24 protein-coding genes are annotated in these 24035 nt (G+C 65.1%); 16 read left to right on the top strand and 8 right to left on the bottom strand.

What is annotated here, in order from left to right; genetic code table 11:
* Positions 1 to 33: 33 nt before the first annotated feature.
* Positions 34 to 864: a pyrroline-5-carboxylate reductase gene (gene proC, locus ACVILL_RS19690; protein WP_456730572.1), complete on the top strand. Its 831-nt coding sequence runs from the start codon at positions 34 to 36 to the stop codon at positions 862 to 864.
* A gap of 136 nt (positions 865 to 1000) precedes the next feature.
* Here the strand turns inward: proC and ACVILL_RS19685 are convergent, their stop codons facing one another.
* A complete protein-coding gene (locus ACVILL_RS19685) occupies positions 1001 to 1405 on the bottom strand; it encodes a thioesterase family protein (RefSeq protein WP_456730571.1) in 405 nt (134 codons plus the stop codon).
* A gap of 187 nt (positions 1406 to 1592) precedes the next feature.
* Between ACVILL_RS19685 and ACVILL_RS19680 the strand changes: the two genes are divergently transcribed.
* Positions 1593 to 2633, top strand: coding sequence for an IS110 family RNA-guided transposase (locus ACVILL_RS19680; RefSeq protein ID WP_456728609.1), 1041 nt, complete (start codon positions 1593 to 1595; stop codon positions 2631 to 2633).
* A 294-nt stretch (positions 2634 to 2927) separates the two neighbouring features.
* On the opposite strand, the gene ACVILL_RS19675 is transcribed toward ACVILL_RS19680, so the two are convergent.
* From ACVILL_RS19675 to ACVILL_RS19665, 3 genes are all read right to left on the bottom strand, one after another.
* The gene (locus ACVILL_RS19675) at positions 2928 to 3131 is read right to left on the bottom strand and encodes a tautomerase family protein (protein ID WP_044538952.1); all 204 of its coding nucleotides are present in this window, start codon (positions 3129 to 3131) and stop codon (positions 2928 to 2930) included.
* A 113-nt stretch (positions 3132 to 3244) separates the two neighbouring features.
* The gene (gene hisS / locus ACVILL_RS19670; RefSeq protein WP_456730570.1) at positions 3245 to 4759 is read right to left on the bottom strand and encodes a histidine--tRNA ligase; all 1515 of its coding nucleotides are present in this window, start codon (positions 4757 to 4759) and stop codon (positions 3245 to 3247) included.
* Positions 4760 to 4905: 146 nt separating this feature from the next.
* Positions 4906 to 5985 carry a branched-chain amino acid aminotransferase gene (locus ACVILL_RS19665; protein WP_456730569.1) on the bottom strand — a complete coding sequence of 360 codons (1080 nt, stop codon included), beginning with the start codon at positions 5983 to 5985 and terminating at the stop codon, positions 4906 to 4908.
* Positions 5986 to 6315: 330 nt separating this feature from the next.
* On the opposite strand from ACVILL_RS19665, the gene ACVILL_RS19660 reads away from it, so the two are divergent.
* From ACVILL_RS19660 to ACVILL_RS19650, 3 genes are read left to right on the top strand one after another with little or no spacing between them, the layout of a single operon-like run.
* A complete protein-coding gene (locus ACVILL_RS19660) occupies positions 6316 to 6864 on the top strand; it encodes a MarR family winged helix-turn-helix transcriptional regulator (protein ID WP_456730568.1) in 549 nt (182 codons plus the stop codon).
* 20 nt (positions 6865 to 6884) lie between these two features.
* Positions 6885 to 7589, top strand: a complete 705-nt coding sequence (locus ACVILL_RS19655) for a response regulator (RefSeq protein WP_456734300.1) — start codon at positions 6885 to 6887, stop codon at positions 7587 to 7589.
* 8 nt (positions 7590 to 7597) lie between these two features.
* Positions 7598 to 8983: an ATP-binding protein gene (locus tag ACVILL_RS19650; protein ID WP_456730567.1), complete on the top strand. Its 1386-nt coding sequence runs from the start codon at positions 7598 to 7600 to the stop codon at positions 8981 to 8983.
* A 28-nt stretch (positions 8984 to 9011) separates the two neighbouring features.
* Here ACVILL_RS19650 and ACVILL_RS19645 read toward each other — a convergent pair whose 3' ends face one another.
* The 3 genes from ACVILL_RS19645 to ACVILL_RS19635 form a co-directional block, all read right to left on the bottom strand.
* Positions 9012 to 11147: a TonB-dependent siderophore receptor gene (locus ACVILL_RS19645; RefSeq protein WP_456730566.1), complete on the bottom strand. Its 2136-nt coding sequence runs from the start codon at positions 11145 to 11147 to the stop codon at positions 9012 to 9014.
* A 679-nt stretch (positions 11148 to 11826) separates the two neighbouring features.
* Positions 11827 to 12357: a DUF3617 domain-containing protein gene (locus ACVILL_RS19640; protein ID WP_456730565.1), complete on the bottom strand. Its 531-nt coding sequence runs from the start codon at positions 12355 to 12357 to the stop codon at positions 11827 to 11829.
* 43 nt (positions 12358 to 12400) lie between these two features.
* Entirely contained in the window at positions 12401 to 12700 is a 300-nt protein-coding gene (locus ACVILL_RS19635) for a hypothetical protein (protein WP_456730564.1), read from the bottom strand.
* Between the two features lie 166 nt (positions 12701 to 12866).
* Between ACVILL_RS19635 and ACVILL_RS19630 the strand changes: the two genes are divergently transcribed.
* From ACVILL_RS19630 to ACVILL_RS19615, 4 genes are all read left to right on the top strand, one after another.
* Positions 12867 to 13349 (top strand): hypothetical protein, encoded by a 483-nt coding sequence (locus ACVILL_RS19630; protein ID WP_456730563.1) that lies wholly within the window; start codon positions 12867 to 12869, stop codon positions 13347 to 13349.
* Positions 13350 to 13464: 115 nt separating this feature from the next.
* On the top strand, positions 13465 to 14151 hold the full coding sequence (locus ACVILL_RS19625; RefSeq protein WP_456730562.1) for a ribonuclease T2 family protein: 687 nt from the start codon (positions 13465 to 13467) through the stop codon (positions 14149 to 14151).
* A 235-nt stretch (positions 14152 to 14386) separates the two neighbouring features.
* Entirely contained in the window at positions 14387 to 15247 is an 861-nt protein-coding gene (locus ACVILL_RS19620; RefSeq protein ID WP_456730561.1) for a 23S rRNA (adenine(2030)-N(6))-methyltransferase RlmJ, read from the top strand.
* 259 nt (positions 15248 to 15506) lie between these two features.
* A complete protein-coding gene (locus tag ACVILL_RS19615) occupies positions 15507 to 15719 on the top strand; it encodes a cold-shock protein (protein WP_013501119.1) in 213 nt (70 codons plus the stop codon).
* 268 nt (positions 15720 to 15987) lie between these two features.
* On the opposite strand, the gene ACVILL_RS19610 is transcribed toward ACVILL_RS19615, so the two are convergent.
* Positions 15988 to 16611: an outer membrane protein gene (locus ACVILL_RS19610; RefSeq protein ID WP_456730560.1), complete on the bottom strand. Its 624-nt coding sequence runs from the start codon at positions 16609 to 16611 to the stop codon at positions 15988 to 15990.
* Between the two features lie 264 nt (positions 16612 to 16875).
* Here ACVILL_RS19610 and uvrC point away from each other — a divergent pair, with 264 nt between their 5' ends.
* From uvrC to ACVILL_RS19575, 7 genes are all read left to right on the top strand, one after another.
* Entirely contained in the window at positions 16876 to 18984 is a 2109-nt protein-coding gene (gene uvrC, locus ACVILL_RS19605) for an excinuclease ABC subunit UvrC (protein ID WP_456730559.1), read from the top strand.
* 192 nt (positions 18985 to 19176) lie between these two features.
* Complete coding sequence (gene pgsA / locus ACVILL_RS19600) at positions 19177 to 19791, top strand: CDP-diacylglycerol--glycerol-3-phosphate 3-phosphatidyltransferase (RefSeq protein WP_016844474.1); 615 nt, start codon at positions 19177 to 19179, stop codon at positions 19789 to 19791.
* Positions 19788 to 20039, top strand: a complete 252-nt coding sequence (gene moaD, locus ACVILL_RS19595) for a molybdopterin converting factor subunit 1 (protein WP_456730558.1) — start codon at positions 19788 to 19790, stop codon at positions 20037 to 20039. Before pgsA ends, moaD begins: the two co-directional genes overlap by 4 nt.
* Positions 20040 to 20107: 68 nt before the next feature.
* Positions 20108 to 20575: a molybdenum cofactor biosynthesis protein MoaE gene (locus ACVILL_RS19590; protein WP_456730557.1), complete on the top strand. Its 468-nt coding sequence runs from the start codon at positions 20108 to 20110 to the stop codon at positions 20573 to 20575.
* On the top strand, positions 20575 to 21534 hold the full coding sequence (gene prmB / locus ACVILL_RS19585; RefSeq protein WP_456730556.1) for a 50S ribosomal protein L3 N(5)-glutamine methyltransferase: 960 nt from the start codon (positions 20575 to 20577) through the stop codon (positions 21532 to 21534). The genes ACVILL_RS19590 and prmB overlap by 1 nt, the downstream gene beginning before the upstream one ends.
* A gap of 121 nt (positions 21535 to 21655) precedes the next feature.
* Complete coding sequence (locus tag ACVILL_RS19580) at positions 21656 to 23068, top strand: EAL domain-containing protein (RefSeq protein WP_456730555.1); 1413 nt, start codon at positions 21656 to 21658, stop codon at positions 23066 to 23068.
* A gap of 15 nt (positions 23069 to 23083) precedes the next feature.
* On the top strand, positions 23084 to 23938 hold the full coding sequence (locus tag ACVILL_RS19575) for a TIGR01459 family HAD-type hydrolase (protein WP_456730554.1): 855 nt from the start codon (positions 23084 to 23086) through the stop codon (positions 23936 to 23938).
* Positions 23939 to 24035: the final 97 nt, after the last annotated feature.

Below are 24035 nucleotides of genomic sequence, written 5' to 3'. Positions count from 1 at the left end.
GCCGGGACGATGTGAGAGTTTGCGGAGCCGCCTGTGAGCACATCCAGCAGCACACTGACGAATACTTCCGGCACCATCGCGCTCGCGGGCGCGGGCAAGATGGGCGGCGCGATGCTGACCGGCTGGCTCGCGCAGGGCCTTGCGCCAAAGCAGGTCGCAGTGATTGATCCGTATCTTTCGCCCGAAATCTCCGCGCTCGCCGCGCGCGGCGTGCGGCTCAATCCGCAGGCGAAGGATCTAGGCACGGTCGATACACTCGTCGTCGCGGTGAAGCCGCAATCATTCCGCGATGCCGGCGCCGCGCTGAAGGCCTTCGTCGGCCCCTCGACACTGGTGGTCTCGATCATGGCCGGTACGACGATCTCTGCACTGGAAGAGGTTGTCGGCGGCGCGGTGGTGCGCGCGATGCCGAACACGCCGGCGGCGATCGGACGCGGCATCACGGTCGCGGTGCCGTCAAAGCGCGTCACCGCCGCACAGCGCGCGATGACGGATGCGCTGCTGAAGGCGACCGGGCTCGTCGAATGGGTCGACGACGAGAGCCTGATGGACGCGGTGACCGCGGTCTCCGGCTCCGGCCCGGCCTATGTCTTCCTGCTCGCCGAGGAGTTGGCGCGCGCCGGCGTCGCGGCCGGCCTACCCGAGCAGCTTGCGACCACGCTGGCCCGCGCGACCGTCGCCGGCTCCGGCGAGCTGCTGCATCGCTCCGATCTGCCGTCGGCGACGTTGCGGCAGAACGTCACCTCGCCCGGCGGCACCACCGCCGCCGCGCTCGAGGTGCTGATGGCCAATGACGGCCTGCAGCCGCTGATGACCCGCGCCATCGACGCCGCGACGAGACGCTCGAAGGAATTGGCGAAGTAGGCCACCTCGTCATTGCCGGGCTTGACCCGGCAATCCATCGATCGAGAGAGCGCTTTCCTCCGTGATGGATGCGCGGGTCAAGCCTGCGCATGACGAACTGGCAAGCGGATAGCAAGCGCGCCTTTGCCTGCGACTGTTATTGACCCGACGTCCCGGCCAGGCGCTTGTTGAAACTCTCGACATTGATCAGGCCGCGGGCGTGGCGGCCTTCGCCGAGCCTGCGCGCGCCCTCGAAGGCCTCGACCTCGAAGCGGATCACGCGGCGCTCGACCGCGATCACTTTTGCGGTGGTCCGCACCGTGGCCCCGACCAGCGCGGCCGCGAGGTGGCGGATGTCGACCTCGGTCCCGACCGTGACCCAGCCGGGCTGCAGCGCGGCGCGGATCGCATCGCCCGATGCCATCTCCATTTCGAGGATCATCATCGGCGTCGCATAGACCATCGGCATGCCGGGCACGAAATGCCCGACCGTGCGCTCCGGCGGCACCACCAGCACGCGCTCGGCGCTCATGCCGATCTTGATGAAGTCGCGTGCGTCCATGTGGTGCCTCAAAAAGACTGTCGTCCCGGCGAAGGCCGGGACCCAACCACGAATGCCTGATGTCACGAAAGCTGGGGCCCCAGCGAACATAACAAATTGGCATCTGGGGTTGATGGGGTGGACGGCCCCCTACGGCATCAGTGTGCCAGAATGAGGTTGTTGCAAATCTCAGACAAGGGAGCCGTCCGTGAGAGAGATTATCCGCATTGGAATGGATACGTCGAAGCATATTTTTGTGCTGCATGGGGTTGATGCGGCGGAGCAGGCGGTGTTGCGCAAGAAGCTGTCGCGCAAGCAGGTGCTGGAGTTCTTTGCCAAACTGCCGCCGACCGTGGTCGGGATGGAGGCGTGCGGTGCGGCCCATTACTGGGCTCGGGAGCTTGGCAAGCTCGGCCATGAGGTGAAGCTGATGGCGCCGCAGCTGGTGAAGCCGTATGTGGAACGCAACAAGAATGACGGGCGAGACGCGGACGGGCTGTGCGAAGCGATGAGCCGGCCGCGGATGCGGTTTGTGCCGGTGAAGAGCGCCGAGCAGCAGGCCGCGCTGATGCTGACGGGCGTCCGCGACGGGCTAATCGCCCGCCGCACCCAGCTCAGCAATGCGATCCGCGGCTATGCGGCGGAGTTTGGCCTGATCGCCGCCAAGGGACTGGACAAGATCGAGCCGCTGCTGGCACGGATTGCGCAGGACGAGAGCCTTCCGGCGCTGGCGCGTGAGCTGTTCGCCATGCAGGGCCGCGACTACACGCAGCTGCAGGGCGAACTGAAGACGATCGAGGCCAAGCTTTTGGCCTGGCACCGGGCCAACGCCACGAGCCGCCGTCTGGCCCAGATCCCCTCGGTCGGTCCGATCATTGCGACGGCGTTGGTGATGAAGACCCCCGACCCGCACGCGTTCCGCTCCGGCCGGTGGTTCGCGGCCTGGCTCGGCCTGACACCCAAAGACCATTCCACCGCCGGCAAGACCAGGCTCGGCAAGATCACCCGCGCCGGCGACGAGACCCTGCGTCGGCTGCTCGTGGCAGGAGCCACTGCGGTGATCCGGCAAGCAAGGCTCGGACGCGGCCAGCCCTCGCGCTGGCTCGTTGCGCTGCTCAAGCGTAAGCCGCCGAAGCTGGCGGCGGTGGCGCTCGCCAACAAGGTTGCCCGCATCGCCTGGAAGCTGATGGTCACGGGCGAGAACTACGACGCCGCACGGATCAATGCCGCGCCGGCAATCGTCACCTAAGAGTTTGGCCGGCCGGACGCTGCACTCGCCGGCCGAACCGGAGCTGCAAGAGCAGATGGAATGATCGATCGATCCAGCACGCGAGACAAGCCGCGGGACCCATTGGCCTTCAGAAGGTCGCCAGGTTGTTTGGCACTCGCGTCGCGGAAACCATCTTGGCCCAGCGGTCAATCCGACCGCATCAAACAGGCCGGACATATGGATGACAGCGATCCGACCAGTTCCAGAAACCTCTTGTGCCACGGGGGCCGTCCACATATGGGTCCCGGCTTTCGCCGGGACGACGACGTCGAATTATTTCTTCGCTGCTGCCGCGCGCTCGACGAAGGTCTTGCCGCCCTTCATCTTGTGATGCAGCGGCGCCTCGTTGATCTGGATCACGACCGCGTCGGCGTCGACGCCGAGGTTCTTCACCAGCGCCTGGGTGATGTCGCGCATCATTCCAGCCTTCTGTTCATCGGTGCGGCCGGCGGCCATGCTGACAGTGATCTCGGGCATCGGAATAGCTCCCTGGTTATCGTTGACGCGCAAACCGGTCATCTGCCGGGTCGGCGGGCGCGCCATCCTTTTGAAGATGGATGCGCGGGTCAAGCCCGCGCATGACAAACCAGCTATCCCCACGCCACGTCATGCCGCGCCAGGACCTCGCGCACTTTCGCGACCAGATCGGCCTCGGCGCAGGAGAACTGCGCCGGACGCGTTTCACGCCATTCCTGGTTGGAGGCGATCGCCGCCGCCGCCTTGGCACCCTCGATCAGGTCCTTGATCTGCACCTCGCCGCGCACCTTCTCGTCCGAACCCTGGATGATCACGCAGGGCGAGTTGCGGCGGTCGGCATATTTGAGCTGGTTGCCCATGTTCTTCGGGTTGCCGAGATAGAGCTCGGCGCGGATGCCGGCCTGGCGCAGTTGCGCGACCATCTTCTGGTAGTCGCCGACGCGGTCGCGGTCGAACACGGTGACGACGACGGGGCCGAATTCGGCCTTTGTGTCGAGCTGGCCGAGCATCGTCAGCGCGGCCTGCAGCCGCGACACGCCGATCGAGAAGCCGGTCGCCGGCACCGGCTCGCCGCGGAAGCGCGAAACGAGACCGTCATAGCGGCCGCCACCCCCGACCGAGCCGAACCGCACCGGGCGGCCCTTCTCGTCCTTGGTGTCGAGCAGCAATTCAACCTCGTAGACGGGGCCGGTGTAATATTCGAGGCCGCGCACGACAGTCGGATCGATGCGGATGCGATCCGCGCCATAGCCGGACGCCGCGACCAGCTTGGCGATCTCCTCGAGCTCGCTCACGCCGGCCTGACCAACCTCACTCTTCGCCAGATAGGCCTCTGCCGCAGCAATGGCCTGTTTCCAGTCGTCGCGCTGCTGCGTGACGGCAAGGACAATATCGGCATCCGCCGGACTCAAATCGGCGCCCTTGGTGAAGTCGCCCTTGCCCTCTTCGCCGCCGTCCCATCGCCCGGGACCGAGCAGCTTGCGAACCTCGTCGGCAGGAAACTTGTCGAGCTTGTCGATCGCGCGCAGCACGGTGAGACGACGACCAGCATTCGCTTCGCCGCCGAGACCGATCGCCTCGAGCACGCCGTCCAGCACCTTGCGATTGTTCACCTTCACCACATAGGAGCCGCGCGGGACGCCGAGCGCTTCCATCGTGTCGGCCGCCATCATGCAGATCTCGGCGTCAGCCGCCGGCGTCGCCGAGCCGACAGTGTCGGCGTCGAACTGCATGAACTGACGGAATCGGCCGGGGCCGGGCTTCTCGTTGCGGAAGACGTAACCGAAACGATAGGACCGATACGGCTTCGGCAGCGCATCGAAGTTTTCCGCGACATAGCGCGCCAGCGGCGCGGTCAGATCGTAGCGCAGCGAGATCCACTGCTCGTCATCGTCCTGGAACGAGAACACGCCCTCGTTGGGCCGGTCCTGGTCGGGCAGGAACTTGCCGAGCGCGTCGGTGTATTCCATCGCCGGCGTCTCTACCGGCTCGAAGCCGTAGAGCTCGTAGACGGCGCGGATCTTCTCGACCATCGCCCGCGTGGCGTTGATCGCGGCCGGGCCGCGATCTTCCAGTCCGCGCGGCAGGCGCGCCTTCAGTTTCTGGGGTTTTTTGGGTTTTTCGGCCATTGGCGGCGTTTACCAGCCGGCGCGCAAGGCGGCAACCGGTGCCGTCCTTAAGTGCGATGTCATTCCGGGATGGTCCGCAGGACCAGACCCGGAATCTCGAGATTCCGGGCTCGATGCTGCGCATCGCCCCGGAATGACGGTGCCGGTCAGGCGACGCTTCTGATCCAGTTGTGCGGGTCGTTGGTGCGACCGTACTGGATGTCGACCAGCTTCTTGCGCAGACCCATGGCGACCGGACCGGCCACGCCGCCGCTGATCTGGAAATCGCCGCTCGCCGAGCACACCTTGCCGATCGGCGAGATCACGGCGGCGGTGCCGCAGGCGAACGCCTCCTTCAGCTTGCCGCTGGCCGCATCGGTGCGCCACTGCTGGATCGTGTAGGGCTCCTCGCGCACCTGCGTGCCGGCATCCTTGGCGAGCGCGATGATCGAATCGCGGGTGATGCCGGGCAGGATGGTGCCGAGCGGCGGCGTCGAGAGCGAGCCGTCGTCGAACACGAAGAAGACGTTCATGCCGCCGAGCTCCTCGATGTAGCGGCGCTCGACCGCGTCGAGGAACACGACCTGGTCGCAGCCACGCTCGATCGCCTCGGCCTGCGCACGCAGGCTGGCGGCGTAGTTGCCGCCGCACTTCACGGCACCGGTGCCGCCGATCGCGGCGCGCGTGTAATTCTCCGACACCCAGATCGACACCGGCGCGGGGCCGCCCTTGAAATAGGAGCCGACCGGCGAGGCGATCACCGAGAAGATGTATTCGGCCGACGGCTTCACGCCGAGGAAGATCTCGCTCGCGATCATGAAGGGCCGCAGATAAAGACTGCCCTCGCCGCCCGGGATCCAGGCGCGATCGATCCGCACCAGTTGCTCGACCGCCTCGATGAACACATCCTCGGGCAGCGGCGCCATCGCCATGCGCTCGGCCGAATCATGGAAGCGGCGGGCGTTGGCATCCGGGCGGAACAGGTTCACGCCGCCATCGTCGCGCTTGTAGGCCTTGAGACCTTCGAAGATTTCCTGGGCGTAGTGCAGCACCGCGCCGGCCGGATCGAGCGGAAAATTCGCGCGTGCCTCGACGCGGGCGCTGTGCCAGCCCTTGCCCTGACTGTAGCGGACAATCGCCATGTGATCGGTAAAGATACGGCCGAAGCCCGGGTCCACGAGCTTCGCCGCGCGGTCCTTGTCGGGCGTCGCAGTCGGCGAAGGCTGGATGTCGAATTTCAAAGTCATTTTTCTTGCTTTCCGCTATCGGAACCGGCGCCATGCCGGGCCCCGGCCTGTTTCCCCCGGAGCCATTAGGCTCGGCTGGCCCGGACTTCACCACCGCCGGCCGGGCCGCCGGTTTCCATCGCCAACATGCGGTTTAGACATGCTTTTGCGGAACGCTGAAGTCCAGTATGTTTGCCGAAATGCCGCTCGACAATCGCACGGTAGTCCAATTTGCGGCCCAAACCGCCTCACAGGCTCTTTCAGGCCGCCATAAACGCTGTCGAGGACAAAACGACCTAATGTTTCGTCGTAACAGGCAATTTTGTAACATTGAACCCAAGATACGTCAATATGACTGACATAAATTTCTCAGGCATGGCTGGCAAGCCCGATTCGCAGGGAGATGACCACGCTCCCGCGGCAGGCACGCGCGATCTCCGCTGGGACATCATCGAGCTCTTGTTCTTCGCCTATCGCGACTTTGTCGGCGACGCCGACCAGGAGCTGGAGGCGTTCGGCTTCGGCCGCGCCCACCACCGCGTCATCCACTTCGTCACCCGCTATCCGGGGCTGAAGGTCGCCGACCTGCTCGACGTGCTGCGCATCACCAAGCAGTCGCTCGGGCGCGTGCTCAAGCAGCTGCTGGACGAAGGTTACATCGTGCAGAAGACCGGCAACAATGACCGCCGGCAGCGCCTGCTCTACGCGACGGCGAAGGGCGAGGCGCTGGTCGCCAAGCTCGCCGGGCTGCAGACCGACCGCATCAACCGCGCGGTCGCCGGCGTCGATCCGGCCGGCGTCGAGACGGTTCGCCAATTCCTCCGCGCGATGATCGACCGCGACGACCCCGACAAGGTGCTCGAAGCGATCTTCGGCGGCGGCAAAAAAACAAGGGAGTGAACCTGGTGCAGGCTGCAACCATGATGCGCGCGCCGGTCGAGCCGGCCGACGACGCGCCGCATCTCCTTCTGGTCGACGACGACCGCCGTATCCGCGACCTGTTGTCGCGCTTCCTGTCCGGCGAGGGCTATCGCGTCACGACCGCGATGAGCGCCACCGACGCCCGCGCCAAGCTGCTCGGTCTGCATTTCGACCTGCTGATCCTCGACGTGATGATGCCCGGCGAGAACGGCTTCGACCTCGCCCGCTTCATCCGCAGCTCCTCGTCGGTGCCGATCATCATGCTGACCGCGCGCCACGAGGCGGAGGCCCGCATCGAGGGCCTGCAGATCGGCGCCGACGACTATGTCGCCAAGCCGTTCGAGCCGCGCGAGCTCGTGCTGCGCATCGGCAACATCCTCAAGCGCACCGCGCCGCCGCAGGTCGCGACCGTCGAGCAGATCGCGTTCGGCCCCTACATCTTCCACATCGAGCGCAGCGAGCTGCGCCAGGGCGACGAGATCATCCATCTCACCGACCGCGAGCGCGAGATGTTGCGCATCCTCGCGAGCGCCCCCGGCGAAACCGTGCCGCGCGCCGAGCTGACCAGCGGCGGCACCGTCAACGAGCGCGCGGTCGACGTGCAGATCAACCGTCTGCGCCGCAAGATCGAGCACGATCCCGCCAATCCGCTGTTCCTGCAGGCGGTGCGCGGCATCGGCTATCGCCTGGTGGCCTCGCCGTAAGACATCCCATGAGCACGCTCGACTCCGGCCTGACCCTGATCAAGAACGCCTCGCAGCGCGTCTCGAAGGCGAACGGCTGGATGGGCAATGCGTTCAAGAGCTGGATGCCGACCGGCCTCTATGCCCGCGCACTGCTGATCATGATCGTGCCGATGGTGATCCTGCAGACCGTGGTGGCGTTCGTGTTCATGGAGCGGCACTGGAACACGGTGACACGGCGCCTGTCGGCCGCGGTGGTCTCGGACATTGCCGCGCTGATCGACGTCTACAAGAACTATCCGCAGGACAAGGACCGCGCGCAGCTGCGCCACATCGCCCAGAAGCTGCAGCTGGTGGTCGATTTCCTCCCCGCCGGCGACATGCCGCCGCCCGGGCCGAAGCCGTTCTTCTCGCTGCTCGACCAGACGCTCTCGGTGCAGCTCGGGCGCCAGATCAGCCGCCCGTTCTGGATCGACACCGTCGGCAAGTCCAATCTGGTCGAGATCCGGGTGCAGCTCGACGATTCGGTGATGCGGATCTTCGCCCAGCGCAGCGCGGCCTACGCCTCCAATTCGGAGATCTTCATCTTCTGGATGCTCGGGACCTCGACCATCCTCCTGATCGTCGCGGTGCTGTTCCTGCGCAACCAGATCAAGCCGATCCTGCGGCTGGCCGACGCCGCCGAAAGCTTCGGCAAGGGCCGCGAGGCGCCGAATTTCCGGCCGCGCGGCGCGCGCGAGGTGCGGCGCGCGGCACAGGCCTTCATCGAGATGAAGGCGCGCGTCGAGCGCTCGATCGAGCAGCGCACCGCGATGCTGGCCGGCGTGTCGCATGACCTGCGCACCATCCTGACCCGCTTCAAGCTCGAGCTCGCCCTGATCGGCGAAGGCCCCGAAATCGACGCGATGCGCAAGGACGTCGACGAGATGGCAATGATGCTGGAGGATTATCTCGCCTTCGCGCGCGGCGATTCCGGCGAGGTCGCGCAGCCGACCGACATGGCGTTGGCACTGGAGGAGTTGCGCAGCGACGCCGAGCGAAACGGCCACACTGCGACCGTCGCGTTCCACGGCCTGCCCGTCGTCACGGTAAAGCCGGCCTCGTTCAAGCGCTGCCTCGCCAACCTCGTCTCCAACGCCGCGCGCCACGCCAACACGATCTCGATCACCGGCCAGCGCGACCACCGCTATCTCCATATCACGGTCGACGATGACGGGCCCGGGATTCCCGCCAACATGCGCGAGGAAGTGTTCAAGCCCTTCCTGCGGCTCGACGATGCCCGCAACCAGGACGAAGGCGGCACCGGCCTCGGCCTTGCGATCGCCCGCGACATCGCGCGCTCGCATGGCGGCGACATCATGCTGAGCGAAAGCCCGATGGGCGGCCTGCGGGCGCAGGTGCGGGTGCCGGTTTAGCGAAGGCCAATCCTTCGGCTGCCTTGAGCTACCAGCGGTAGGACAAGGTACCGATGACCTGACGCCGCTCGCCGGGGTAGCAGTAGCCGGACTGACAGGTCTGGTAGCGCGTGTCGAACAGGTTGGTGGCGTTGACGCGCATGATGGCGCCGAGGAAGCGCCGGTCCAGCTTGCCCAGATCGTAATCGATCACGGCATCGAACAACGTCGTCGCCGCATTCTGGAACGTGTTCTGGTCGTTGCCGAAGCTCGTCCCGATGTAGCGAACGCCGAGACCGAGCCCGAGCCCCTCGACGGGGACGCCGGACTGGAAGGTGTATTTGCCGAAGGCGGCGAAGGAATTCTGCGGAATGCCGGAGAGCTCATTGCCGGTCGTATCGGGATTGCCCTGCGTGATCACGACGTTGAGATGAGTGTAGGCCGCGGTGAGATCCAATCCCTGCTTGAGCGCCAGCTTCGCCTCGAGCTCGACGCCCTTGGATTCGACCTGCCCGGTTGCCGCCTGGAACGCCATGTTGCCGGGATCGGTGCGCAGCACATTGTCCTGGGTGATGTCGAACACCGCGGCGGTCAGCAGCACAGGGATTTGCGGCATCTGGTACTTGATGCCGATTTCCTTTTGCTCGCCGGTGGTCGGCTTGAACGGCGATCCCGATGCATCGACGCCGACCTGTGGGGCGAATGCCGTCGCGTAGCTCACATAGGGCGCAAGGCCGTTGTCGAAGACGTAGCTGAGGCCGGCGCGACCCGTGAAGGCGGTCACCTTCTGCGTCGACGGCACGCCGTCGAGACCTGCCGTCGTCGTCTGCGAGACCCAGCTCTGGCGCCCATTGAGCGTCAGGATCAAACCGCCGAGCCTGGCCTGCTCCTGCGCATAGACACCGACCTCGTCGGTCGACTGCTTGTTGAAGATCGAGAAGGCCGGCGTCGCAATGGCCTGGGCGCCGTAGTTCATCGTCAGGAGATTGAGATCCGGCGCCGGCCCGTAGCCGATCTTGTCGTTGTAGTAGGAGTGCCCGTAGTCGACGCCGAACAGCGCCGTGTTCTTGATCGCGCCGAGCATGAACTTGGCCTCGGCCTGATTGTCGAGGGTGACCGTGTTGAAACTATCCAGGATCCGCCAGGCCGAGCGCGACGCGAGATTGGTGCTGCCGTCGACGGAATCGATCTGGGTGTATTTCGCGTCCGTATCGACCTGATAGAAGCGGAAGTTCTGCCGCACCGTCCAGACGTCGTCGACGTTGTGCTCGAACGCGTAGCCGATGCGATACTGCTTCTGATCCATCGCGCTGAAGGCTGGATCGTTCGAGTAGATGTTGGTCAATTGTCCGTCGGGCGTGCGGAAATTGCCGATGCTCGCGGCGGTCCGGCTGGTTTGATATTCGCTCAGGATCGTGAACGACGTATCGGTGTCCGGCCGCCAGGTCAGCGCCGGCGCGATATAGGTGCGGTCGTCGTCGTTGCCGGGATACCAGGTCTTTGCGTCACGCAGCAGGCCGGTCAGCCGGTAGTACAGCTGATCGCTGCCGGGCACCGGACCACCGATATCGAAACTGCCCTGGTAACGATCGTAGGTGCCGCCCTGCAGCTGTACCTCGCCGAACGGCGTCAAGGTCGGCCGCTTCGTCGTGACGTCCACGATGCCGCCTGGAGAGCCGAGGCCATAGAGGCCCGAGGCCGGCCCGCGGAGGATCGACACGCTGTCGAGACCGTACGGCTCGATCTTCGGTATGACGAAGCTGCCGCCGCCCTGACGCAGGCCGTCGCGATAGATCCCGGTATATGTCGCATCGAAGCCGCGGATATAGAAACTGTCGAACCGGGGATCGTAGCCGAACGCCGTGGTGGTCACGCCGGGCGTGTAATTGACGGCGTCCTTGAGCGTCTGAACGTTACGGTCCCTGAGCTCCTTTTGCGTGACGACCGAGAGCGACTGCGGCGTCTCGATCAGCGCCGTGTTGGTCTTGGTGCCGACCGTGCTGCCGCTCGCGACGTAACCGGTGGTCGCCCCGATCGCGCCAGCTGTGCCCTGCGACCGCGGAGCCTGGCCCTGAGCGGGCGCTGCAACAGCACGACGCCGGTTCGTGGCGACCGCGCGCGAAGACCTCGTATTCTGACTTGACGCGGCAGCGCCGCGCTTCTTTGCAGCATCGGGTTGATCCACTGTCACAGCAGGAAGCACGCTGACATTGTTCTGCGCAGGGCTGATCTGCGGAGGGCTGGCTTGCGTCTGCTGAGCGCTGGCGACGTTTGCACCAATCGGCACAAGCATGACCGAACCGAGAAACGCTGCATTGATCGCAGCCGTTGATCCAAGCAAGCTGCGCCTGCTCCGACACGAAGCCATTCCCACCGAACACATCCCCCAGACTGATCTTGATCGAGCCGCGTGTTCGTCATTGCGCGGCACCGAATGGGGCGGACTTCTATCGGCGTGATCGGCGAAATTCCACACGCGCAAACTAGAATCGCTTGAAGCGCGCGCGGCGCGCAACATTGGAGCGATTCAAGATGTGTAGTGCTGGAACGATTCAAAGCGAAGCGCAGCAGCAGCAAGCATGCACCGCGACGCATTCGATACGAGTCCACATTCTCTCAGATCGTCTCGGGTGTGAGGCACGCAGCGATCGTCGACGACGTTGATTTTCGTCCACTCATCGTGCGCCAACGGGTCGCACGAACGTGTGACGGGGAAGGACCAGATGGACTGCGCGACACTTCAGCGCAAAGTAGTTTGCAGTTTTGTCGCGAGCTGCGCGCAACGATGATGGCCGAAAGCAACACGGCCTCTCCACATGAGAGAGGCCGTGTTGAACGCGCAGCGGCAAACGAATGCGCGGTGCTTACTTCTGCTTGGGCAGCAGGCCCTTCAGCTTTTCCATGTCCTTGACGTTCATCTTCATGCCGCCGGGCATGATGATGTCACCGGGCTTCTGGTCGCTCTTGCAGGCACCGAGCCATTTCGCCTCGATGGTCATGGTGGTGTCGCGCGAGCCGGCCGCGCCGCCCTCGGCATGCGAGGTGCTCTTCACCGTGTAGGCGGAGTTGAAATCGCCGACGATCTCCGCATGGCTCTGCATCGACATGCCGGCGACGCTGCACACGCTATCGCTGACATAGCCGGTCGCGGTCTTCTGGATATCCTGCTTGGAGCAGACTTCCTTGGCCATCGGCGAGGCCGCCGCGCTCATTTCCTTGTCGGTGGTCTCGTCGGTGCAGTGCTGCATGGTGATTTCCGGCATCGGCCCGCCGGTGCGCACCATCTTCATCTCCCACAGACCGGGCTTGCGGATCGGCAGGTCGACGGCGCTCGCGGCGCCGGCGGACAGGACAAGGCAAACAGCAGAACCAAGCAAGGCAAGCTGTCGGGTCATGCGGCTGGCTCCCCGGCTGAACGATCAAAGGATTTGGGCGCGCTCAGTAGAGCGCGCGCACCGGCCTCTGGGCCGTGCCATAGGGTACCCAACGGCAGGCAAAGGAGATGTAGCCGCCCGGATAGCGCTGCACCGCAAGGAACTTGACGACCTTGCCGTAGGCGGCGCAGTGGTCGACGGCGAGTTGCCGGGCGTCGGTCTGGGTCGCCAGCGAGTAGGCGATGATACCGCCGGTATCATTGCCCTTGAACGGCGGCACCGGCTGCATCCAGTCGGCTCGCGCCGAACCAACGGCCAGCATCCCGCAAACGGCAACCAGGCACGCGGCCAATTTCCTTCGCATCGCAGACTCCATTTCGCTTGAGGCCAACATAGAGTGCGCGGACGACCGTGAAAAGAACGAGCCGGCTGCCAAAAGTGGACTTCTCTGCAGGTGTTGCCGTGCTGCACTTGACCTTGCCGGGGCTTCACGGCACCGTCCCCCGCATCGGATAATCGGGTGGATTCCCATGCGCAACCTGTTCAACTCCCGCAACAAACTCGGCCGCACGCTTGGCCTCGGCGCCGCACTCGTGGTCGGCATGCTGGCTACCGGGGGCACCGCCCAGGCGGCCAATCCGTTCGAACTGAATTTCTGGCTGTCCGGCCCGCGCTATGACGGCAATGTGGCACCCTGCGACAAGGCCTTGAGGACCATCAGCTATCAATTCCAGGAAAAGGAAGCCACCTTCTGGAATTCGCCGCTCGTGATCACCGGTTTCAGCGGAATCCACGAGACCGCGTTCCGCCCGTGGCAGTCCGACAATATTCCGCGCCGCTACTGCTCGGGCGAAGCGATGCTGAGCGACGGCAAGGTGCGCAAGGTGCACTATTCGATCATCGAGGACGGCGGCTTTGCCGGAGGCGCATACGTCGATGGCGTCGAATGGTGCGTGAGCGGGCTTGACCGCAACTGGGCCTACAATCCGTCCTGCCGGGCCGCCCGGCCCTGATTCTTCGGCCAGATTGGGTAAATGGAAGCCGCCATCGTTCAGATGGCGGCTTTTGTTCTTGAAATGTTCCGGCGGCCTGCTAGGCTCCGAACGTTCGCGTGAGGGGAGCGTTTTGATGCCTCGGTTCGTCACAATTTCCCGATTCCTGATTTCGATCGCGTTTGTTCTGGGCGCTGCGGCCGGCGCCTCGGCCCAGGACCGCCGCCAGAATGCGCCGGGCGAGTTCGATTTCTATGTGCTGTCGCTGTCGTGGTCGCCGTCGTTCTGCGAGGCGGCGAGCGAGCGCGGCAGCAACGGCCGCGGCACCCAGGCGCAATGCGGCGGACGGCCCTATTCGTTCGTGGTGCACGGCCTCTGGCCGCAATATGAGCGGGGCTTTCCGGAATACTGCCAGCGGCCCTCGCCGCGGCTCGCCCGCAACATCATGACCTCGATGCTCGACCTGATGCCGGCGCCCGGGCTGATCTATAACGAGTGGGACAAGCACGGCACCTGCTCCGGTCTCGGCGAGCGCGCCTATTTCGAAGCCATCCGCAAGGCCCGCGCCGCGGTGAAAATCCCCGAGGAATTCCTGCAATTGTCGGAGCCGAAGACGATCGCACCCGACGAGCTGGAGACCGCGTTCATCAAGGCCAATCCGGGGCTCAGCAACTCCGCAATCTCGGTGACCTGCGACAGCAAGCGCCTCAGCGAGGTCCGGATCTGCCTCAGCAAGGATCTGCAATTCCGCTCCTGCGAGGAAATCGATCGCCGCGCCTGCCGCCGCGATCAGGTGCTGCTGCCGCCGGTGCGCGGCGGCTGACACTCTCCGCGTCATGACCGGGCCGCCGCGCGCCACGCATCGTCGCGCGGAATGTGCCGACCGCCTGTGCCGTCACGAAACAGGTGAGATAAGGCGCAGGGGCCCAGGAGCCGGCTACGCCAAGGCTTCGCCCAGCTCAGACGTTAACCTCGCCGAAGCTTTAGCGAAGGCGGGACAAGCCCGGGCATGACGAAGTACAACATTCGCTCCCTCTGGAGCGCAGCGCGATAACAGCATGAACTACCGTCACGCCTTTCATGCCGGCAACTTTGCCGACGTCATCAAGCACATCGTGCTGGTGCGCATGCTCACCTATCTGCAGGAAAAGCAGGCGCCGTTCCGCGTCATCGACACCCATGCCGGCGCCGGCCTCTATGACTTGATGTCGAGCGAGGCCGAACGCGGCGGCGAATGGCTGACCGGCATCGCGCGACTGATGCAGGCGCGGCTCTCCGACAAGGCGTTGCCCTTGATCGCTCCCTATCTCGACATCGTCAGAGCTTTCAATCCGCGAGGCGAACTGAAAGCCTATCCCGGTTCGCCGCTGATCGCGCGGGCGCTGCTGCGTCCGCAGGATCGCCTCACCGCCTGCGAGATCGAACCGACGGCGCGCAAGCAACTGATCGATGCGTTGCGGCGCGACGCGCAGGCGCGCGTCGTCGATCTCGACGGCTGGATGGCGCTACCTGCATTCGTACCGCCGAACGAGCGGCGCGGCCTGGTGCTGATCGATCCACCATTCGAGGCGAACGACGAGTTCGAGCGGCTGGCGCGCGCTTTCACCGAAGCGTTCGCGAAGTGGCCGACCGGCGCCTATCTTTTGTGGTACCCCGTAAAATCCCGGAGAGCCACTGACGACCTCGCGCGCAGCGTTGCCGCTGCAGCAGCAAGCAGCCGACCCGCTGGCAAATGCTTGCGCTTGGAATTCAGTGTCGCGCCGCAAGAAGCGGACGCCGGCCTCGTTTCCACGGGCCTTTTGATGGTGAATCCGCCGTGGACGCTGGCGGGCGAGCTGAAGATCATCCTGCCCGAACTCGAGAAGCCGCTCGGTCAAGGCGGCGCGGCACGCTTCAGACTCGAAACGCCTAAACCTTGAACTGTAGCACCCACTGAAAAGTTCGATTTGAGCATAGGCAATTTGCGCGGAACCGTATTATGCTCATCCTGTTACGACTGGCTTTACGTTCCGCTTCCGCGAATGGTTGCGGCGGAGTGACAAGGCCGAAATAAATCCAGGCAGACCGGCGGCGTGACGCCGGCCTGTTCAGGTGGCCAAGCTTCCGACAAGCGAATGTCGGTCAACCGCTACGCGGCGTGCGCGTAGCGGTGGAGCAATACGGGGGAGGAGTTTCCCGATGGCCATGACTGGGACAGTCAAGTTCTTTAATGGAGAGCGTGGCTACGGCTTCATCAAGCCTGACGATGGCGGCCGCGATGTGTTCGTTCACATCACAGCCGTCGAACGTGCAGGATTGAAGGACCTGACTGAAGGACAACGCATTAGTTTCGAGGTTGAGCCGGACAAGAAGGGCAAGGGCCCGAAGGCGGTCAACCTGGTGGTCTCATGACGAGCTCGCAATGCGCGACTCGTGATGAACGCCGAATGAAGCGTTGCGTGTGAGTTGAATGCCGGGCGCGTGGCTCGCGCTCGCTGCATGACCACCTGCATGGATGCGGACGCGACTGGCCGTGCCGCATATCCGAGGCGTGCGGCCCACCGGTTGGATTCACGGATGCCGCGGCGCGCGTGCTGCGCGATGTCGACATGATCAGCACAAAGAAAAACCCGGCCGCGCGAGGCGCGGCCGGGAGTTGATGGTCAACGTCTTCTTGTTCTCAGAAGTGATAGTTGATGCCGGCGCGAACCAGGCTGAAGCTGTAGCCGTTCGACACGCCGCCGGTGATCGCGAAGTTGCTGTTGGCGAGATCGACGTAGAGATACTCGATCTTGGCGCTCCAGTGCGGGGCGAAGCCCATTTCGGCGCCGGCGCCGACGGTGAAGCCCGCATTGGTGTGGGTCTCCGATATGCCGAAGGTCTCGCCGCGCAGCTCGCCGAAGGCGAGACCGCCGGTCGCGTAGAACAGCACGTTGTTGACCGCATAGCCGGCGCGGCCGCGTACCGTGCCGAACCACGGGTTGGAGAACTTCCAGGGCGCGAACCGATCGTCCGCGGTGGAGCCCTGGATATCGGCCTCGATACCGAACACCCAGGGGGAGCCGTTCTGGAAATTGTAGCCGGCCTGCACGCCGCCGGCGAAGCCGGACGGCTTGGTCGGGTTGTTCTCGACCGAGCCCCAGCCATAGCCGACGTTGCCGCCGAGGTAAGGACCGGCCCAGCTATAGGCGTTGAGCGGCTGATAGACAGTATAGGGCGAGCCGTAGTTGAGGTCCGCCGACGCCGCCGAGGTCGTCCAGCCTGCGACGATCAGTGCCAGCGCACGCGCAACGAACCGGGTCATTGGTACTCTCCACCACGCAACTGCCGCAGCCCGCTGGCCCAGGGCCGGCGTGGTTACGGAACTCCACCTTTTTCGCCAAGATTTATCGAGAGTTTTAAGTTAAAGGGCTGTTAAGCCCGGTTACCGGCCCGCTCATCAGTCTTAACAAGGTGTTACGCACCCTCCCCGGCGATTGCGCGAGGCTGGTAAGCTGCTGCAATCGGGGTTGTTTTCCGGCGCCGCCAACGCTGGCGACCGGTCGCCCAAGCGCTTAATTTACGGCCCATGGTTCACGATTCTCCCGAGCGTCCGGCGCCGGCCCCCAAAGCTGATTCCAGGCCTGATCCCAAGCCGCGGCGCGGTTCGAAGTCAGACCTGCCGCAGGACGACCCGACGCTCGACACCAGCGATGTCGATCCCGAAACCTCCGCCGCCGAGGAGGAGGATGACGCTCGTCTTCCCGAGGCTCACGAGGACGCCATTGAGGCGGTCGGCGAGGGCACGCTCTCGGTCGGGCATGCCGCGATCGAGAACGCGGTCCGCCTCGCCCCGACCTCGCCGGGCGTCTACCGCATGCTCAACGCCGCCAACGACGTGCTCTATGTGGGCAAGGCGAAGAACGTCAAAAAGCGGCTGTCGTCCTATGCGCGCGCCAACGCGCCGCTGCCGGCGCGCATCCTGCGCATGATCGCGGCGACCACGCAGGTCGAGATTGTCTCGACCATGACCGAGACCGAGGCGCTGCTGCTCGAAGCCAATCTGATCAAGCAGCTGCGCCCGCGCTTCAACGTGCAGCTGCGCGACGACAAGTCGTTTCCCTATATCCTGATCACCGGCGACCATTGGGCGCCGCAGATCCTCAAGCATCGCGGCGCGCAGTCGCGGCCCGGCCGCTATTTCGGCCCGTTCGCCAACGCAGGCGCGGTTAACCGCACCATCACGGCGCTCCAGCGCGCGTTCCTGATCCGCTCCTGCACCGACGGCTTCTTCGAAAGCCGCACCCGGCCCTGCCTGCTCTATCAGATCAAGCGCTGTGCAGGCCCCTGCACCCGCGAGATCGATTTCCCCGGCTATAGCGAGCTGGTGCGCGAGGCGACCGAATTCCTCTCCGGCCGCAGCCACGCGGTGAAGGAGCTGCTCGCGGCCGAGATGGAGAAGGCCTCCGGCGAGCTCGAATTCGAGACCGCGGCGCTGTATCGCGACCGCCTCGCGGCGCTGTCGGCGATCCAGTCGCAGCAGGGCATCAATCCGCGCACGGTCGAAGAGGCCGACGTGTTCGCGATCCACCAGGAAGGCGGCTATTCCTGCGTCGAGGTGTTCTTCTTCCGCACCGGCCAGAACTGGGGCAACCGCGCCTATTTCCCGAAGGCCGAGAAGAGTTTTACGCCGGAGGAGGTGCTGTCCTCGTTCCTCGCGCAATTCTACGACGACAAGCCGCCGCCGAAGCTGATCCTGCTGTCGCACGAGATCGAGGAAAGCGCGCTGCTCGCCGACGCGCTGTCGGTGAAGGCCGGCTCCAAGGTCGAGGTCTCCGTGCCGAAGCGCGGCGAGAAGAAGGAGCTGATCGGCCACGCGCTGACCAACGCGCGCGAGGCGCTCGGCCGCAAGCTCGCCGACACCGCGACGCAAAGCCGGCTGCTGGAGGGCATGGTCACGACGCTCGGCCTGCCGCACACGCCAAAGCGCATCGAGGTCTACGACAACAGCCACATCCAGGGCACCAACGCGGTCGGCGCGATGATCGTGGCGGGCCCCGACGGGTTCATGAAGAACCAGTACCGCAAGTTCAACATCAGGTCCGAGGGGCTGACGCCCGGCGACGATTACGGGATGATGCGCGAGGTGCTGGAGCGACGCTTCAAGCGGCTCCTGAAGCCGCCGGAGGGCGACGCCGCGAAAGCCAGGCAAGACGACAAGGCGGACGACGATTCGTTCCCGCAATGGCCCGACCTCGTCATCATCGACGGCGGCCGCGGCCAGCTCAACGCGGTCAGGGAGATTTTCGAGAATCTCGGGCTGACCCAGGTCTCGCTGATGGCGGTCGCCAAGGGTCCGGAGCGCGACGCCGGGCGCGAGACCCTGTTCATGCCGGACCGCGAGGCCATCAAGCTGGAGCCGCGGGACCCGGTGCTCTATTTCATCCAGCGGCTGCGCGACGAGGCCCACCGCTTCGTGATCGGCTCGCACCGCAAGCTGCGCAAGAAGGACATCCGCGAGGCCGGCCTCCAGGAGATCCCGGGGATCGGCCCGTCGCGCAAACGTGCCCTGCTGCACCACTTCGGAACGCTCAAGGAGATCGAGCGGGCCTCGATCGCCGACCTCGGCAAGGTTCCCGGCGTCAGCGCCGAGAGTGCCCGCAAGATTTTCGAGTTTTTCCACGCCCAGCCGGGTTAAACCAAAGGCGAGTCATCAGGACGTCGCCTGCGACAGGGCATCTAGGGCATGATGCGCAAAAGTGCGAGGCGGCCGTCCGAAAAGCTCATGCTTAAACAAGGGGCTAAGGCGCCATGACGATTCCGCGTAATCTCGTCGCGCCCTAGCGCCCGCACGGTTGACCTTCTTGCTTTAGCGGTATTGGTAGAACGGATGAACATCGCCACGACCCGGGGACAGACCAAGACCATGTCCCTCCCGAATATCCTGACCTACGCCCGAATCGCCGCGATCCCGGTGGTGATCGGCTGCGTCTACTGGCAGTCGATCCTGGACGGCCCGTTGTGGCTGCGCTGGGTGGCGCTGGCCGTGTTCATTGCGGCAGGGATCACCGACTATCTCGACGGCTATTATGCCCGGATGTGGGACCAGCAGTCCGCCTTCGGCCGGATGCTCGATCCGATCGCCGACAAGCTGCTGGTCGCCTCCAGCCTCTTGATGCTCGCCGCCGACAACTCGATCCATGGCTGGACGCTGTGGGCGGCGATCGTGATCCTGTGCCGCGAGATCCTGGTCTCGGGGCTGCGCGAATATCTCGCAGGGCTGCGGGTCAGCGTTCCCGTCACCAAGCTCGCGAAATGGAAGACGACGATCCAGCTGGTGGCGATCGGCTTCCTGATCGCCGGCGAAGCGGGCGAGCAGGTGTTCCCGGCAACCACCCTGATCGGCATCGTGCTGCTCTGGATGTCGGCGATCTTCACGATCTACACCGGCTGGGATTACTTCCGCGCCGGCATCCATCACCTCATCAAGGAGGATGAGGGATGAAGCTGAAATATTTCGCCTGGGTGCGTGAACGCGTCGGCAAGGCCGAGGAGACCGTCGAGCCGCCGGCCGAGGTGCGCACCGTCGGCGAACTGATCGGCTGGCTTGCCGCGCGCGACGATGCCTACGCCTATGCCTTCGAGAAGCCCACGGTGATCCGCGCCGCGATCGACCACGCCCATGTCAAGCAGGATGCTGCGATCTCGGGCGCCCGCGAGATCGCGTTCTTCCCGCCGATGACCGGCGGCTAAGAAGAGCGTTTTCAAGCGAAGTGGATACCGGTTCGCGTGAAGAAAACGCGTCAAATAAAGAAGTAATCATGGCTGTTACAGCGACCATCCGCATCCAGGAAGCCGACTTCGACGTCGCGCAGGAGATCGCTGGCCTGAGCAAGGGCCGCATCGATGTCGGCGCGGTCGTCAGCTTCAGCGGTATCTGCCGCGGCAACGAACAGGGCGAGCCGATCGCCGCGCTGACGCTCGAACATTATCCCGGCATGGCGGAAGCCGAGATCGCGCGCCATGCCGACAAGGCGCTGTCGCGCTGGCCGTTGCAGGGCCTCACCATCATCCATCGCTTCGGCCGTATCGTGCCGGGCGAGAACATCGTGCTTGTGGTCACCGCCTCGGCGCACCGGCAGGCCGCATTCGAGGCCGCCGAGTTCCTGATGGACTATCTCAAGACCAACGCACCGTTCTGGAAGCGCGAGGAGAGCGCGCGCGGCACGAGCTGGATCGAGGCGCGCGATCATGACGATGCCGCCGCCGCGCGCTGGACCAAATCCTGATGGCCAAGCGCAGCAAAGTGCCGGCAAAGCGCAGCCCCGCCGTGCCGAAAGCGCCCAAGGTCGGCGCCGGCGAGCTTCGCACACTGTTCGATTTCCTGCGCTACGCGGCGAGCCGCTTCAACGCGGCCAAACTCGTGTTCGCGCACGGCACCACCGATCCGGTGGCCGAGGCCGCGTTCCTGATCTGCGAGACGCTGCATCTGCATCCCGACCAGTTCGAGAACTTCGCCAACGCCCGCGTCACCGTGGCCGAAGGCAAACAGATCATCGACCTGATCGAGCGGCGGATCGCGACGCGCAAGCCGGCCGCCTATCTCGTCAACAAGGTCTATATGCGCGGCCTGCCGTTCTATGTCGACGAGCGCACCATCGTGCCGCGCTCCTTCATCGGCGAATTGCTGGATTCGCATTTCGGCGGCGACGCGGACGGCACCTCGCTGATCGGCGATCCCGAGGCGGTCGGCAGCGTGCTCGACCTCTGCACCGGCTCCGGCTGCCTGGCGATCCTGGCCGCCCGGCACTTCGCCAACGCCGCGGTCGACGCGGTGGATATTTCAAAGGATGCGCTCGAGGTCGCTGCGCGCAACGTCACCGACCACGGCCTCGACGACCGCCTGACGCTGCATCGCGGCGACCTGTTCAAGCCGCTCGGCCACGTCAGCTACGATCTCATCATCTCGAACCCGCCCTATGTCGATGCCGAAGGCATGGCTTCGCTGCCGCGCGAGTGCCGCGCCGAGCCGAAGATCGCCTTCGATGGCGGCCCTGACGGGCTCGATATCGTCCGCCGCCTGCTCGATGAGGCCAAACAACATCTGACCCCGCAGGGCGGGCTGCTCTGCGAGATCGGCCGCGGCCGCGACAATCTCGAGGCGGCCTATCCGAACCTGCCGCTGCTCTGGCTCGACACCGAGGACTCCGAGGGCGAGGTGTTCTGGATCGCGGCCGCCGACCTCTGACCAAGGAGGCGAAAATCATGTGCAGTTCCAGCCGGTTCCGAAGATCGCAGGCCCGTCGAATCAACAATGGTGCTAAGGTATCGCTCCGGGGACGTTCGGACAGAGGGCGCGGGCGCGCGACATGATTCGCATTTCGACGATCTTCATCGCCATCTGCATGGTGCTGGTCGCAGCCTCGCTCGGCTTCGTGCTGTATTCGGTGGCCGGCATCAGCGGATCGGAATCGGCGATCGTGGCGCTCACCGCCCTCACCTGCCTGATCCTCTACAACGCCGTCTCGATGCGGCTGCGCGACCGCAGCGATGTCGGCGGCCAGATCGCGGATCTGTCGCGCGGCACCGCCGACCTCGCCCGCCAGGTCGCCGAATTCGGCCGCCGGCTGGCCGCGGTCGAGGGCCGCGTCGCCTCGGCCAATTCCACCGGCGCCGACCGGATGCAGGGCATGGCCGGCGAGATCAACGAGCTCGGCGGACTGGTGCGGCAGCTCGCGGCGTCGGTTGCCCATCATGAGGATCTCCTGGCCGCAGCTCCGGTGGCGCAGCCGGTCGCCTCTCCGCGGAACGACCTGCTGCAGCCGGTCGCGCCGGCTCCGACCGTCGTGTTTGCGGCCCCGCCGCCGCCCGCGCCTCCGTCGCCGGTCTCACGCAGCCAGACCCAGCTCATTGGCACGATCAAGCACGCCATCGACGAGAACCGCCTCGACATCTACCTGCAGCCGATGGTGACGCTGCCGCAGCGCAAGGTGCGCTATTACGAGGCGGTGACGCGGCTGCGCGACGAGCGCGACCAGGTGTTGGCCGCCGAAGATTTCATCGAGGCCGCCGAGGCCGGCGGCCTGATCGGCCGCATCGATCACATGGTGATGCTTCGCTGCGTCCAGGTGCTGCGCCGCCTGATGATCCGCAGCAAGGATGTCGGGGTGTTCTGCAACGTCTCGGCGGCGACGCTGTCCAGCCCGGAGTACTTCACCCAATGCCTCGACTTCCTCGAGGCCAACCGCGCGCTGGCGCCGTCCTTCGTGCTCGAGTTCAAGCAGGCGACCTTCCGCAATCTCGGCGCGGTCGAAAGCGAGAACCTCGCGGCGCTGGCGCAGCGCGGCTACCGCTTCTCGATCGACCATGTCAGCGATCTCCGCTTCGAGCCGCGCGAGCTCGCCGATCGCGGCGTCCGCTTCATCAAGGTGCCGGCGGCGCTGCTGCTCGACGCCAAGCAGATCGCGACCACCGATATCCATCCTTCCGATCTGTCCGACCTGCTCGGCCGCTACGGCATCGACCTGATCGCCGAACGGATCGAGGGCGAGCGCTCGGTGGTCGATCTGCTCGACTATGATGTCCGGTTCGGCCAGGGCTTCCTGTTCGCACCGCCGCGGCCGTTGCGGCCGGAGGGGGCATCTGCTACCGCCGAGGCTCCGCAGGCCAACCCCCAGGACGTTAATGGCGCCAGCACTTCAGCACCTGTCTCCAACCCCGCAGCGCCGTCGCGCGCAACCGGCAGCGCCGCGCTGGCGCGCCGCGCCGTCGGCCCGAACTAACCGGCGGCTCGCATCATGAGTTCGCTGCGTTTCGTCGAACGGCTGCGCGACCTCACTGGCGGCGTCGATGTCGTGCTGTCGGATATCTGGGGCGTCGTGCACAACGGGCTCGAATCCTTTCCCGAGGCCTGCGAGGCGCTGCACACATTCCGCAAGCAGGGCGGCACCGTCATCCTGATCACCAACGCGCCGCGGCCGGCCGATTCCGTGCAGCGCCAGCTGCGCAAGCTCGGCGTCGCGGACGAGACCTATGACGCGATCGTCTCGTCCGGCGACCTGACCCGCCATTTCGTTTCTGATCATCCCGGCCAGAAGATCTTCTGGATCGGTCCGGAGCGCGACAGCTCGATCCATCGCGGCCTCGACGCCACCTTGGTGCCGCTGGAGCAGGCCGACTACATCATCTGCACCGGCCTGTTCGACGACGAGACCGAATCCGCCGAGGACTACCGCGACACGCTGCTCAAGGCGCTCGCGCGCAAGCTCACGCTGGTCTGCGCCAATCCGGACATCGTGGTCGAGCGCGGCGACCGGCTGATCTACTGCGCCGGCGCGGTCGCCGAGCTCTATCGCGAACTCGGCGGCGAGGTGATCTTCTACGGCAAGCCGCACCGGCCGATCTACGAGCGCGCCATGGCGCTGGCCACCGAGCGCCGCGGGCGTCCGACCGAACTCGGCCGCGTGCTCGCGATCGGCGATTCCGTGCGCACCGACCTCACCGGCGCCCACAACTTCGGCATCGATCTCTTGTTCGTCACCCGCGGCATCCATTCCGAGCAGTTCGAGGGCATCGAGCAGCTCGATGCCGCATCGATCAAGGAATTGTTCGGCCATCCGCCGCGGGCGCTGATGCGCGAGCTGAAGTGGTAGCGACGCTTCGCAGCGGGCGCGTCACCAAAATATCGAAAACAACCCCATGCAAAGGAGCCCGCGGCGCCGGGTGTTCGACCGGCCGCCTGTCCGTAGC

This window comes from Bradyrhizobium sp. USDA 3364, assembly GCF_054056355.1.
Note: the sequence above shows the minus strand (reverse complement) of the source record. Positions and strands in the feature narration are given on the sequence as shown.